Source organism: Streptomyces sp. NPDC059900, from assembly GCF_050270335.1.
In the GTDB taxonomy this organism is placed as follows: domain Bacteria; phylum Actinomycetota; class Actinomycetes; order Streptomycetales; family Streptomycetaceae; genus Streptomyces.
The window spans coordinates 1-12,833 of record NZ_JBNNJZ010000221.1; the positions used below are offsets into that span (position 1 = coordinate 1).

Sequence of the window (12,833 nt, forward strand, 5' to 3'; positions counted from 1 at the left end):
CAAACGCCCGCAGCGGGGAATAAACAAATGGCTCGCCGTGCGAACTCGGGGGAAAAATACACATGGGACCGGGGGGTGTCCCGCCGCCGGGACACCCGCAGACGCCCGGAACACCTGCTGCTACGGGGCGGTTACCGCACCCAGTGATTCGATGTACTCGGAGATCGATGCCACGGTCGGGTTGAGGAACATCTGGTCCATGGGGACCTCGACGTCCAGCTCCTCGATGAACGCACCCTGGATCTTGACCATGATCAGGGACTGACCGCCAAGGGTGAAGAAATCATCGTCGACCGATATGTCGTCGCGCTGCAATTCCCGGCACCAAATGGCGCGCACACTGTCGGCAATCATCACAGTCCTCTCGATTTTCAAACAAGGTCCGGCAAGTCCGTCGGCTATGCCGCCGTGCCGATTTCGGCGTCCTGCTTCCGGCATGTTTCGACGAGGGCTGCGCGGTCCACTTTCCCGTGCGGGCTGAGCGGAATTCGCAGAATGTTCATGAACCTGGCCGGAACCATGTTCCGGGGCAGGGTCCGCAGAAGGCGGGTCCGCAGGTCGTCCTCGGTCAGATCGTTGCCCGAGGGGACGACGAACGCGGTCAGTTCGGCCTCACCGGCGTCGGTGTAGGTGACCACCACGGCGGCCTCCCTGACCCCGGACAGCCTGCCGAGCGCCCGCTCGATGTCGGTGGGGTCGATGCGCATGCCGCGCACCTTCACCTGCGCGTCCATCCGTCCGGCGACGATGAGTTCACCGGCCTCGCTGACGTGGCCGCGGTCGCCGGTGCGGTAAAGGCGGCGCGGCTCACCGTCGACGACGAGCGTCGTGAACTTGGTGTTCTCGGGTCCGCTGCCGCCCAGGTAACCGGCGCCGACGCTGGCCCCGGAGATGCAGATCTCGCCGGACTCCCCCGCGCCGACCTCGCGCAGGTCCTCGTCGAGAAGGTGGATGTCGGTGTTGTACGCGGGCCTGCCGACCGGTGCGACCTCGTGCTCGCCGGGGCGGTACCCCGCCAGGTCGTAGGAGGTCGCGACGTCGGTGCACTCGGCGACGCCGTACTGGTGCAGGAGGGTGCACGTATTGCCCTCGCGGCGCGCCCAGTTGGTGAGCCGCTCCACCTTGAGCGCTTCCCCGCCGAACAGCACGTAGTCGAGCTTGGTGAGCGCGTCACCGCCGCGTGCGGTCTCCCAGTCGATCAGGAGGTAGAGCGTGCTCGACGCGCAGTGCACGACGCGGATGTCGTGCTCCTTCAGCATGCGGTAGGCCATCATCGCGTCGAAGTTGCGGCTCGCCAGCAGGTGCTGGGTGGCGCCGCAGAACAGCGGTGTCATCAGGGCGCGCTGCGAGAGGTCGAAGCCGAAGGCGCTGACGACCAGGTTGTTCGAGCCGCTGTGCAGGCCGTATTCGAGCGTGAGCCAGTTCATCAGGTTGAACCAGCCCTCGTGCCGTACCGCGGTCAGCTTCGGCGTGCCGGTCGAACCGGACGTGAAGACCGCGTAGCACACGTCGTCCCCGGTGACGGCGACCTCGGGGGCGCTCGCCGGGAGGACCGCCAGCTCGTCGGAGAGCTGCTCCAGGTCGATGACGTCGACGCTCGCCGACTCGACCATCCCGGCGGTCGCCGGCGATGCCACGATCAGGGCGAGGTCGGGCACCTGGCCGAGCAGCAGCTGGAGGCGCTGGGCCGGATAGGCCGGGTCGAAGGGCACATAGGCCGCGCCTGCCTTGAGCGTGCCGAGGATGGCGACGAGCAGGTCGACCGAGTAGTCGAGACAGACGCCGACCTTGGCGCCCCGGCCGTGTCCGCGCGCGGCGAGGAACCGCGCGAACCGGTTGGCCCTGACGTCCAGCTCCGCGTACGTGACCTGCCGTCCCGCCCAGACCACCGCGACGGCGTCGGGAGCGGCCGCCACGTTCGCCTCGAACTGTTTGTGGACGACGGGCGTCGGCGGCAGGGCGACGCGCTTTCCCTGAAGGATCATCAACTGACTCCGATGCGATGTGAGGTGGCTACGCGGTCTGCCGATCGGCGGTTTCGAGAACCCGGGTCACCCACGCGTCGACGGACAGACCGTGCGCGGCGGCGGCCTTCGAGTAGTAGTCGAGTTGTCCCGCGGACAGCTCGATGGTGAGCGTGGTGACCTTCTGCTGGCGCCGTTCGGCGGCTGCCGAAGTGTCAAGGCGCGGCACTTCCTGCTGCTCGGCGACCTCGGCATCCCGGGCGGCCTGGTCGACCTGGGCAGCCTGGTCGGAGTCCGCCGTTTCGCTCTGCACGGCGAGGCTGGCACGGACCGCCCTGCGGAGTTCGTTGCGCGACCACTTCTGCTGTTCGGCCTTGCGCAGCCAGTAGTCCTGCTCCGGCGGCGAGAGACGGGTCACTTCGGCGTGGTGGGCGAAGCTGAGGCTGTCGCGCCTGCGCTGCTGCTCGAACCGCCGGGCCACCCACGCGTAGTTGCGCAGGGTCTGGTAGTCGAGCCCCGTGCGCTCTATGGCCTCCTTGTACCGCCGCCATCCGTAGGCGGACTCCCCGTAGAGCAGCCAGTCGCCGAGCCACCACGCGGAGGAGTTCACCAGCTCGCGCAGGTTGGTCCCGATGCGCTCCCATGCCTGCTCGGGCATGTTCTGCGGGAAGGTCATCCCCGTCTTCTGGACCTTTGCCTGCCCGCCCAGGAAGGACAGGACCACGTCGCGCTGCGCCAGGTCATCGCTGGTGCCCACCGGCTTCGTCTTGTACCTGCTCGCGGTTCTCACAGCGCCCGTCACAACCTTCAACTCCCCACTCAACGTGTCTTCCTGGGCGTACTACCGATCACTCGACTGCGTCCGGGCGGCGGTCAGTCCGCGGCCATGGCCTCGCGCAGGCTCTTGGGGCGCAGGTCGGTCCAGTTCTGCTCGACGTACTCCAGGCACTCGGCCCTGGACGCCTCGCCGAAGACCGTGCGCCAGCCGGCGGGAACCTCGGAGAACGCGGGCCACAGGGAGTGCTGCTCCTCGTCGTTGATCACGACGTAGAAGCGGCCGTCCTCGTCATCGAAAGGGTTCGTGCTCAACGGGCACCGTCCTTAAGCGCGTCATGGGAACGTCATGGATTGACTCAGGAATGGCGTCACCGTAAGGAACCGGCCGTCGGCGCAACAAGCGCCGCAGAGCGGACTTCGAGCGGTTCTGTATTGCTTGGCTAGACCGCTCTCGACCGGGCCCCGAGGGCGTGCACGTGCTCGTCGTGGAGCCGGGCGTCGCCGAAGCGCTTGGCCATGTGCCTGGTGCCTTCGAGGGCGAACCCGGCCTTCTGGGCCACTCGGCAGGAGGCGATGTTCTCCAGGCCGTGGGTCAGGACGAGGCGGCTGAGCCCCAGATCGCCGAAGCCCCAGCCGATGAGAGCGCGCACGGCGGTCGTCGCCACACCCTGCCCCCGGGTCCACGGAGCGATGCGATAGCCCACGTAGGCCTGCGAGTCGGCGCGGTCGATGCCGTGCAGGGCGATGTTGCCCGCGTAGCGCCCGGTGACCCGGTGGATGATCGAGAAGGTGGTGTGGCTGCCGTCGGACCAGTCGGCTCCGGCGAGGCAGTCCCTGAGGGCCGAGGCCTCGTCGGTGACCTGGCAGCGGGGGTTCCACAGCCGGACGTCCGGGTCGACCCCGAGCGCGAGGACCTCCCGGTACTCGTCCGTGCTCGGGGGACGCAGCAGATACTCACCGGCGATCAGTGTGCGGGGCTCCGGCGGGATGCCGGCACGCTCCATGAGGCCGATGTGGCTGTGGGGGTGCGCATGGGCGCGCTGTTGCGACTGGTCGTTCACCGGTTCGTCCCTTCGCCGGGCTTAGCTGTGCTGAGGGCTGGGCGCAGATCTGCCGGTGGGAACACGGTGTCGCAAGGGGCTCAAGGCTCGCTACAGAGCGGTCCGGCATCGCGCCGGACCGCTGAATCTCTCGACGTCTCTCGACTTCTCTCGACGTACGGCATCTGGCGGGCGGACTCCCGCCGCACGAAAGGGAGATCGGCTGCCCCGCGTTCCGGATGGGAACGCACGGCAGCCGATCGGCCCGTCCGCTCTCCGCTCCGGTTCGAGCGGTGGTGCGGCGCCCTGGCCTTATGGGCCGGGCCGCGGTCTGCGCGTACGGGCTTGGCTCTTCGTGTTGCCGGTACCAACTCTGCGCCGACGCTATCCAGGATTGATCGAGCTCCGGTCGATTCCCGCTGGAGCCGACGGGCGTCCGGCGCCCTCACCTGCGCCCGCGCCCCCGCCGCCTGAGGAACGCTCAAGAGCCGCCACACCAGCGCCGGAGGCCTTCTCGTGCCGGTGCTCCGCGGTGCCGGACGCCGTTCTATGGTCCGGGGACGCGTGGTCCGATCCGAGGGGGAGCGATGGACAGCACACGACCTGCCCTGCGCTTGTTCGTGCTGCACCACGCCGGGGGCTCGCACGTGTCGTACCGCCACTGGCCGGCCGGGCTTCCGGACACGTGGGACGTGCGCCTCCTCGACGCGCCGGGCCACGGCCGCCTCATCGACCAGCCGCCGGTCACGGACGCCGGGCGGCTCGCCGACTTCCTGCTGCGGGACATCGAACCCGAACTGGGCGGCCCCTACGCTCTCTTCGGGCACAGCATGGGCGCCGTCATGGCGTACGAGATCACCCGGCGTGCCGTAGACCTGGGCCTGCCCCTGCCGGTGTGGGTCGGTGTCTCCGCGCGATCCGCACCGCGTCCGGCGGGCGTCACGAGCCGGTACCACGAGTTGTCCGACACCGAACTGCGGACTCGTCTGAAGCTGCTCGGCGGCACACCCGACGGGGTCTTCGACGACCCGGGACTGTGGGCCCTGTTCGAGTCGATCATCCGGGCCGATCTGCACCTGGTGGAGAACTGGCGCCCTGCTTGTGACGCCGCTCCCCTGCCGGTGGCGCTGTCGGCCTTCGCGGGCCGCGAGGACCGTTCGGCTCCGCCGTCGCGGATGGCCGGCTGGGAGGCACACACCGAGCACTTCACGGGCCTGCGCGTCTTCGACGGCGGTCACTTCTACTTCCAGGACGATCCCGGCCCGCTGCTGCGGCACATCGAACGGGACGCGGCCGCCGCGCTCGACGCGGCGGGCGCGATGCGCTCCTCCTAGCCGCGCACGCCGTGGCCGCGCATGCCATGGCCGCACACACCGTGGCCGCGCATGCCACGAAGGACAGGGCCCGGATCACACGAGAACCACATGTCTGCCAAACGGGAGGGTTCATGACAGTGCTAGCAGCCGTGGCGGGAGCGAGCGGATATGCGGGCGGCGAGCTACTGCGCCTGCTTCTGGCCCACCCCGACATCGAGATCGGCGCCCTGACCGGGCACTCCAGCGCGGGACAGCGGCTCGGCACCCTGCAACCGCACCTCGCCCCGCTGGCCGGACGTGAGGTGCTGCCCACCACCGCCGACGCCCTGCGAGGGCACGACGTCGTCTTCCTCGCGCTGCCGCACGGCCAGTCGGCCGCGGTAGCGGCCGAGCTGGGCGAGGAGACACTCGTCGTCGACTGCGGCGCGGACTTCCGGCTCACCAACGCGGCCGACTGGGTGTCGTTCTACGGCTCTCCGCACGCGGGCACCTGGCCCTACGGCCTGCCCGAACTGCCGGGCGCTCGGACCGCGTTGGCGGGCACCAAGCGCGTGGCGGTACCGGGCTGCTACCCGACCGCGGTCCTGCTCGCCCTCTTCCCCGCGTACGCGGCGGGGCTCGCCGAACCCGAGGCGGTCGTCGTCGCGGCGTCCGGCACGTCCGGCGCGGGCAAGGCGCCCAAGGCGAACCTGCTCGGCAGCGAGGTCATGGGCTCGATGCGGCCGTACGGAGTGGGCGGCGGCCACCGGCACACCCCGGAGATGAGCCAGCACCTCGGCGCGCTGGCGGGCCACCGGGTCGCCGTCTCCTTCACCCCGACCCTGGCCCCCATGCCGCGCGGCATCCTCGCCACGTGCTCCGCCGCGGCGCGGCCGGGGATCGGCGCGGACGACGTACGGGCCGCGTACGAGAAGGCGCTCGGCGACGAGCCGTTCGTGACGCTGCTGCCCGAGGGGCAGTGGCCGAGCACCGCGGCCGTGTACGGGTCGAACGCCGCGCAGGTCCAGGTCGCCTACGACCCGGCGGTCGGCCGGATCATCGCGATCAGCGCCATCGACAACCTCACCAAGGGCACCGCGGGCGGCGCCCTCCAGAGCATGAACATCGCCCTCGGCCTCCCCGAGGAGCTCGGGCTTTCCACGATCGGAGTCGCACCGTGAGCGTCACCGCAGCACGAGGCTTCACGGCGGCGGGCATCGCCGCCGGCATCAAGCAGAACGGCAACCCGGACCTGGCGCTCGTCGTCAACACCGGACCTCTCCGGGCCGCGGCCGGCGTCTTCACCTCCAACCGGGTGAAGGCGGCGCCCGTGCGCTGGTCCGAGGAAGTCGTCAAGGGCGGCGTGGTCGCGGCGGTGGTCCTCAACTCCGGTGGCGCCAACGCCTGCACGGGCCCCCGCGGCTTCCAGGACACCCACGCCACCGCCGAGAAGGCCGCCGAAGTGCTCGGCCTGAGCTCCGCCGAGATCGCCGTCGCCTCGACCGGCCTCATCGGCGTGAACCTGCCGATGGACCAGCTGCTGCCGGGCGTCACCGAGGCCGCGGCCCGGCTGTCCGAGAACGGCGGCGAACAGGCGGCCGTAGCCATCAAGACCACCGACACCGTGCACAAGACGGCCGTCGTCAGCCGGGACGGCTGGACGGTGGGCGGCATGGCCAAGGGCGCAGGCATGCTCGCGCCGGGTCTCGCCACGATGCTCGTCGTCCTCACCACGGACGCCGCGCTCGACTCCGGCGTCCTCGACACGGCCCTGCGCGACGCCACCCGCCTCACCTTCGACCGCGTCGACTCCGACGGCTGCATGTCCACCAATGACACCGTGCTCCTGCTCGCCTCGGGCGCGGCACAAGTCGAGCCCGGACACGCGGAGTTCGCCGAGGCCGTGCGCGAGGTGTGCGCCGATCTGGCCCGGCAGCTCATCGCGGACGCCGAGGGAGCGAGCAAGGAGATCCGCATCGAGGTCACGGGCGCCGCGAGCGAGGACGACGCCGTCGAGGTCGGCCGCTCGATCGCCCGCAACAACCTCCTCAAGTGCGCGCTGCACGGCGAGGACCCCAACTGGGGCCGCGTCCTGTCCGCCATCGGCACCACCGGCGCCGTCTTCCACCCGGACGAGCTCAACGTCGCCATCAACGACGTGTGGGTGTGCAAGAACGGATCGGTGGGCGAGGACCGCTCGCTCGTCGACATGACGGGGCGCGAGATCCGGCTCACCGCGGACCTCTCGGCGGGCACGGAGTCCGCCGTCATCTGGGCCAACGACCTCACCGCCGAGTACGTCCACGAGAACAGCGAGTACGCCTCTTGACCACCGCCCCGCGCCGCATGCGGGGTTACCCCACGAAGGAGACACGATGAGCGAGGACGGCGCGGACATCATCGGGGCGGGCAACACGGCACTGACCCACCGCTGGCAGGGCGTCATGATGGACAACTTCGGCACCCCGCGGCTGCCGCTGGTGCGCGGCCGTGGCACCCGGGTCTGGGACGCGGAGGGCACCGAGTACCTCGACTTCGTCGGCGGCATCGCGGTCAACTCGCTCGGCCACGCCCACCCCGCGGTCGTACGGGCCGTCGCCGAGCAGATCGGCTCGCTCGGCCATGTGTCGAACCTCTTCGTCGCCGAGCCGACCGTGCGCCTCGCCGAGCGCCTGCTGCGGCTCACCGGGCGCGCGGGCCGCGTGTACTTCTCCAACTCGGGGGCCGAGGCCAACGAGGCGGCCTTCAAGATCGGCAGACTCACCGGCCGGACCCATATGGTGGCCGCCACCGGCGGCTTCCACGGCCGCACCATGGGCGCCCTCGCCCTCACCGGCCAGCCGGCCAAGCAGCGCCCTTTCCACCCGCTGCCGGGCGACGTCAGCCACGTACCGTACGGAGACGTGCAGGCCCTGCGTGCCGCCGTCACCCCGCACACCGCGCTCCTGGTCCTCGAGCCGGTGCAGGGCGAGAGCGGCGTGATCGTGCCCCCGCCCGGCTACCTCCGGGCCGCCCGCGAGATCACCGCGGCGACCGGCACCCTCCTTGTCCTCGACGAGATCCAGACCGGCATCGGGCGCACGGGCCGCTGGTTCGCGGCGCAGGCCGAGGGTGTCGAGGCGGATGTCGTCACCCTGGCCAAGGGCCTCGGCGGCGGCCTGCCCATCGGCGCCACGCTCGCCTTCGGTGCCGCCGCCGACCTGCTCACCCCCGGCACCCATGGCTCCACCTTCAGCGGAAACCCCGTGGTGTGCGCGGGCGCCGTCGCCGTCCTGGACACCATCGAGCGGGGCGGCATCCTGGCCCACGTGACGCAGGCGGGCGAGCGGCTGCGGGCCGGGCTTGCGGCACTGGGCCACCCGCTGGTGCGCGAAGTCCGCGGCGCTGGGCTCCTGCTGGGCATCGTGCTCGACGGGGACATCGCCGCGCGCGTGCAGCAGGCGGCCCAGGACAACGGCCTCCTGGTGAACGCCGTGGCACCGGACGTCATCCGGCTCGCCCCGCCGCTGACCGTGTCCGACAGCGAGGTGGACACCTTCCTCGACGGCTTCGGGACGGCCCTGTCCGCGATCTCCGGCGAGGTGCTCACGGCGGTCTGAATCGTGTGCTCCCCTCCCTCCGGGCCCTTTGGAACCCTTCCCTCCGGAACCGAGAGCTCCGGCACGTCACGGCAGCCGGCTCATCAGACCGGCCGTCTCCCGCTTGTACGTGCAGGCGCTCTCCCCGAAGGACTTGCGCACCCGGTCGCGCACCTCGCTCGGCTGCTCCTGGCTGAGCTTGAACATGCCCTCGGCCCCGGTCACCTTGAACCGGAAGGCCCCCACGGCGGGCGCGATCTTGCGGAAGTAGCCGAGGGACTCCGTCATGTCCCAGCCGTCGCCGAAGTCCCCCTCGAAGGCCCGCACCGTGTGCTGGACCACCTCGAGCGTCTCCTCCATCTCGTCGATCTTCTCCACCACGCCCCGGACATGCACCGACGTGAAGTTCCAGGTCGGGGCGGCCGGCGTCACCTCGTACACCGTGGGCGACACATAGGAGTGCGGGCCGGTGAACGTCAGGAGCAGCACGCCGCCCGACTCAAGGGCCGACCAGTGCGGGTTCGCCCGGTTCATGTGTCCGAGCAGCGTGGCGCCGGGCAGGTCGCCGGTCCAGTCGGCGGACGTCTCGGGGTCGAAGATGACCGGCAGATGTGTGGCGAAGGGACCGTTCTTCGGGCAGCCGTTGGCCACCGCGAGCGCCAACGGATTACCGCGGATGATGTCCACCATCCACGAACTGTCCGATTCTCGGTAGAAGCTGGGCACGAACATCCTGAATCACCTTTCGGCAGTCGGAAAATCCGCGCCGACCATACTTCCGCTTCCCTGGACGGCACCTCGAGAAGCTCTCGAACGGTCTTCAGGCCGTATTCAAGTTGTCTTTGAGCGGTCTTGGACAGACTCCGGAGCAACACTGCAGAACGGTCTCTCGGACCAACAGCCGAGTTTTCCAGACGCAAGCGGGAGAAACTTCAATGGGTATTACGGGTAGCAGCGAAGAGATCTACGACGTGGTCGGCATCGGGTTCGGCCCGTCCAACCTGTCGCTCGCGATCGCCTTGGAGGAGCACGGGGCGAGCACTCCGCAGAATCCGGTCAAGTCCCACTTCTTCGAGCGGCAGCCCACGTTCGGCTGGCACCGGAACATGCTGCTGCCGTCGACGACCATGCAGATCTCGTTCCTCAAGGACCTGGCGACCTACCGGGACCCGATGTCCCGGTTCAGCTTCATCTCGTATCTGCACGCCTCGAACCGGCTCGTGCAGTTCGTCAACAACCAGGACTTCTTCCCGACCCGGCAGGAGTTCCACCAGTACCTGGAGTGGGCGGCAGCCGGCCTCAGCGACCGGGTCAGCTACGGCACCGAGGTCACCTCGATCAGGCCCGTCACCGAGAACGGGACCGAGGTGCCCGGCCTCCTGGAGATCGAGGTGCGCGACGGCGACGGCGCGAGCAGCGTGGTCACGACACGCAACGTCGTCATCTCGACGGGCCTGGTGCCGCGCCTGCCGGAGGGCGTGACGTCCGACGAACGCGTCTGGCACAGCTCGGAGTTCCTGGCCAAGTTCAACTCACGCAAGCCGGAGGACCTCAAGAACGTGATGGTGGTCGGCGCGGGACAGAGCGCGGCCGAGATCACCCGGTTCTTCCACGACACGCTGCCGCACGCCCAGGTCTCCGCGGTCATCCCCTCGTACGGCTACTCCGTCGCCGACGACACACCCTTCGCCAACCAGGTGTTCGACCCCGACGCGGTCGACGACTACTACTTCGGCACCGACAAATCACGCGACGCGTTCTGGCGCTACCACCGCAACACCAACTACGGGGTCGTCGACTCCGACGTCATCCGGGCCCTGCACCAGCGCTCGTACGACGAGCAGGTGCGCGGCGTGCAGCGGCTGCACTTCCGCAACCTCTCGCGAGTCGACGAGGTCAAACAGGCCGGGAACGGAACACAGGTGGTCCTGCGCTCGCTGCTCGACGACCGGAAGGAGGAGATGTCCGTCGACGCCCTCGTGTTCGCCACCGGCTACGACGGCGTGGACCCGGCCCGCCTGCTCGGCGACTTCGACCAGCACTTCCGGCGCGACGCGGCGGGCAAGCACCAGGTGGAGCGCGACTACCGGCTCGTCGCCGAATCGGACCTGGCCTGCGGCGTCTATCTGCAGGGCGGCACCGAGCACAGCCACGGCCTGACGTCGGCCCTGCTGTCGAACATCGCGATACGCGGCGGCGAGATCGCCGACTCGATCGTGCTGCGACGCACCGAGCGGGAGCTCGGCCGTGACTCCTCCGTGCGGTCCGTGGGCATCGCGCCCTAGCCGCGGCGTCCCGGGCGGCCTCTCACGCGGCGTCCTACGCGGCGTCGGCGCCCATCGCGTCCCGAAGGCTCTGCGGCCGAAGGTCGGTCCAGTTCTCCTCCACGTACGCGAGGCACTTGTCGCGGCTCTCCTCACCGAACACGATGCGCCAGCCGGCGGGAACCTCGGAGAACGAGGGCCACAGCGAATGCTGCTGCTCCTCGTTCACCACGACGTAGAACCGGCCCTCAGCGTCGTCGAACGGGTTACTGCTCATCATTCCACTCCAATTCAAGCCGTCCACGATTCACTTCCGGGCGGAGGGTGAATCGTCATCCAATCGCGGCGCAAGCGCAGCTCGGGTCGACAGGTATTCATTTTCCCGGCATCCCGCAGCACAGCAAAGTGTTCTCATCCGGAACTCAAGCGCATGTCCACTGGCTATCGGGCCCTTGCCCGGGGCCAGGGTTCCATTCACAGAAGGAGTAGCAATTATGAGCGCCAACTGCCCGGTCGGCGGCTTGGTCCACCGTCGTGCGAGGTTCTCATGACAGACAACGCGCACCCAGTGCCCGACAACGTGCTTTCGGCCCTCGCCAAGGCGGAGGCCATCGGAGACGCCCTGCCGTGGCTGGCCCGCCACCAGGGCCGGACAGTCGTCATCAAGCTGGGCGGGCACGCCATGGTCAACGACGACCTCACGGCTGCCTTCGCCCGCGACATCGTCTTCCTGCGCCAGGCCGGGCTGCGGCCCGTGGTGGTGCACGGAGGAGGCCCGCAGATCGATGCCGAGCTCAAGCGGCGGGGCCTGGAGCGCGAGTTCAGGGGCGGGCTCCGCGTCACGTCGCCGGAGTCGATGGACGTGGTGCGCATGGTCCTCGCCGGCCAGGTGCAGCGCGATCTGGTCGGGCTCATCAACCGCTACAGCCCGCTCGCCGTCGGCATGACGGGAGAGGACGCCAACACCCTCACGGCGAAGCAGTGCGTGCCCTGGATCGACGGGGAGCCGGTGGACATCGGCAGGGTCGGAGAGATAACCGGCGTCAACACCGGCGCCGTCAACAGCCTTCTCGCGGACGGCCGGATCCCGGTGATCTCGCCGCTGGCCCGCAGCGTCGAGGACGGCCTGGTCTACAACGTCAACGCCGACACCGCCGCGGCGGCGCTCGCGACGGCGCTGCGCGCCGAGACGCTCGTCATGATGACGGACGTCGCGGGCCTGTACGCGGGCTGGCCGCACAGTCAGGAGGTCATACCCCGGCTCACGGCCGGCGAACTGGAGAAGCTTCTGCCGGAGCTGAGCGACGGCATGGTGCCCAAGATGACGGGTTGCCTGGACGCCGTACGGAGCGGCGTGGGCGCGGCCCGCGTGATCGACGGAAGGGTCCCGCACTCGGTCCTCCTGGAGATGTTCACGGACGACGGGGTCGGCACGGTGATCGTGCCGGATCCGGACGAGAGGGAGGTCATGCCTTTGGGGTGACGCCCGGCGTGAGGGTGCGGCACTCGACGCGATGACCGCTTCGGGGAACAGCTCCCGCAGCACCGCCTGGCTGCCGGCGCTGTAGGCCGAGACGGGAGAGACGGGAAGAGACGAGCGAGAGGGGAGAGCGTATGTCCGTTGCTTGCTCGGCGCTGCGAGGTGTGCGGCGCCGGGCGTGAACGCCCCTGGCATGGAAGGGAGTTGTACTTGGACTGACAACTCAGGCGGCAGCGGAGACAAGCCGCGCGTTGGCGGCAGTGGACACGTAGGGAGCCGGGTTCTGGAGAGCCTGGACCGGAAGATTGGGGGTGGAGGTCTTGAGGATGGCCTGCTGCAGGCGGCGCAGTTCCGGCGAGGGCTCAAGACCCAGGTCGCGTACCAGGGCCTGACGCAGCCGCTGGTAGACGCTCAGCGCCTCACCCCGCCGTCCCG

14 protein-coding genes are annotated in these 12,833 nt (G+C 69.5%); 6 read left to right on the top strand and 8 right to left on the bottom strand.

Annotated elements, in window-relative coordinates:
* Positions 1-120: 120 nt before the first annotated feature.
* The 5 genes from ACQKIP_RS25415 to ACQKIP_RS25435 all read right to left on the bottom strand — a co-directional run bounded on the left by ACQKIP_RS25415 (position 121) and on the right by ACQKIP_RS25435 (position 3,802).
* Complete coding sequence (locus ACQKIP_RS25415; protein ID WP_190085895.1) at positions 121-354, bottom strand: acyl carrier protein; 234 nt, start codon at positions 352-354, stop codon at positions 121-123.
* A gap of 44 nt (positions 355-398) precedes the next feature.
* Entirely contained in the window at positions 399-1,985 is a 1,587-nt protein-coding gene (locus ACQKIP_RS25420; protein WP_365866034.1) for an amino acid adenylation domain-containing protein, read from the bottom strand.
* A gap of 28 nt (positions 1,986-2,013) precedes the next feature.
* Positions 2,014-2,721 carry an LmbU family transcriptional regulator gene (locus ACQKIP_RS25425; protein ID WP_365866036.1) on the bottom strand — a complete coding sequence of 236 codons (708 nt, stop codon included), beginning with the start codon at positions 2,719-2,721 and terminating at the stop codon, positions 2,014-2,016.
* Positions 2,722-2,837: 116 nt separating this feature from the next.
* Positions 2,838-3,053 (bottom strand): MbtH family protein, encoded by a 216-nt coding sequence (locus tag ACQKIP_RS25430; RefSeq protein WP_361197438.1) that lies wholly within the window; start codon positions 3,051-3,053, stop codon positions 2,838-2,840.
* A 128-nt stretch (positions 3,054-3,181) separates the two neighbouring features.
* Entirely contained in the window at positions 3,182-3,802 is a 621-nt protein-coding gene (locus ACQKIP_RS25435) for a GNAT family N-acetyltransferase (protein ID WP_361390289.1), read from the bottom strand.
* Positions 3,803-4,368: 566 nt separating this feature from the next.
* On the opposite strand from ACQKIP_RS25435, the gene ACQKIP_RS25440 reads away from it, so the two are divergent.
* From ACQKIP_RS25440 to ACQKIP_RS25455, 4 genes are all read left to right on the top strand, one after another.
* Positions 4,369-5,115, top strand: coding sequence for a thioesterase II family protein (locus tag ACQKIP_RS25440; RefSeq protein ID WP_365866039.1), 747 nt, complete (start codon positions 4,369-4,371; stop codon positions 5,113-5,115).
* A gap of 113 nt (positions 5,116-5,228) precedes the next feature.
* A complete protein-coding gene (argC, locus tag ACQKIP_RS25445) occupies positions 5,229-6,257 on the top strand; it encodes an N-acetyl-gamma-glutamyl-phosphate reductase (RefSeq protein ID WP_365866041.1) in 1,029 nt (342 codons plus the stop codon).
* Entirely contained in the window at positions 6,254-7,405 is a 1,152-nt protein-coding gene (gene argJ, locus ACQKIP_RS25450) for a bifunctional glutamate N-acetyltransferase/amino-acid acetyltransferase ArgJ (RefSeq protein ID WP_365866043.1), read from the top strand. The genes argC and argJ overlap by 4 nt, the downstream gene beginning before the upstream one ends.
* Positions 7,406-7,451: 46 nt before the next feature.
* A complete protein-coding gene (locus ACQKIP_RS25455) occupies positions 7,452-8,675 on the top strand; it encodes an acetylornithine transaminase (protein WP_365866044.1) in 1,224 nt (407 codons plus the stop codon).
* A gap of 66 nt (positions 8,676-8,741) precedes the next feature.
* On the opposite strand, the gene ACQKIP_RS25460 is transcribed toward ACQKIP_RS25455, so the two are convergent.
* The gene (locus tag ACQKIP_RS25460; RefSeq protein WP_361197455.1) at positions 8,742-9,386 is read right to left on the bottom strand and encodes an FMN-binding negative transcriptional regulator; all 645 of its coding nucleotides are present in this window, start codon (positions 9,384-9,386) and stop codon (positions 8,742-8,744) included.
* A gap of 203 nt (positions 9,387-9,589) precedes the next feature.
* On the opposite strand from ACQKIP_RS25460, the gene ACQKIP_RS25465 reads away from it, so the two are divergent.
* Positions 9,590-10,939 (top strand): lysine N(6)-hydroxylase/L-ornithine N(5)-oxygenase family protein, encoded by a 1,350-nt coding sequence (locus ACQKIP_RS25465; protein WP_365866046.1) that lies wholly within the window; start codon positions 9,590-9,592, stop codon positions 10,937-10,939.
* A gap of 34 nt (positions 10,940-10,973) precedes the next feature.
* Here ACQKIP_RS25465 and ACQKIP_RS25470 read toward each other — a convergent pair whose 3' ends face one another.
* Positions 10,974-11,195, bottom strand: coding sequence for an MbtH family protein (locus ACQKIP_RS25470; protein WP_361197461.1), 222 nt, complete (start codon positions 11,193-11,195; stop codon positions 10,974-10,976).
* 270 nt (positions 11,196-11,465) lie between these two features.
* On the opposite strand from ACQKIP_RS25470, the gene argB reads away from it, so the two are divergent.
* Complete coding sequence (argB, locus tag ACQKIP_RS25475) at positions 11,466-12,401, top strand: acetylglutamate kinase (protein ID WP_365866048.1); 936 nt, start codon at positions 11,466-11,468, stop codon at positions 12,399-12,401.
* Between the two features lie 220 nt (positions 12,402-12,621).
* On the opposite strand, the gene ACQKIP_RS25480 is transcribed toward argB, so the two are convergent.
* The coding region (locus ACQKIP_RS25480; protein WP_365866049.1) for a BTAD domain-containing putative transcriptional regulator at positions 12,622-12,833 on the bottom strand (212 nt) is incomplete at its 5' end.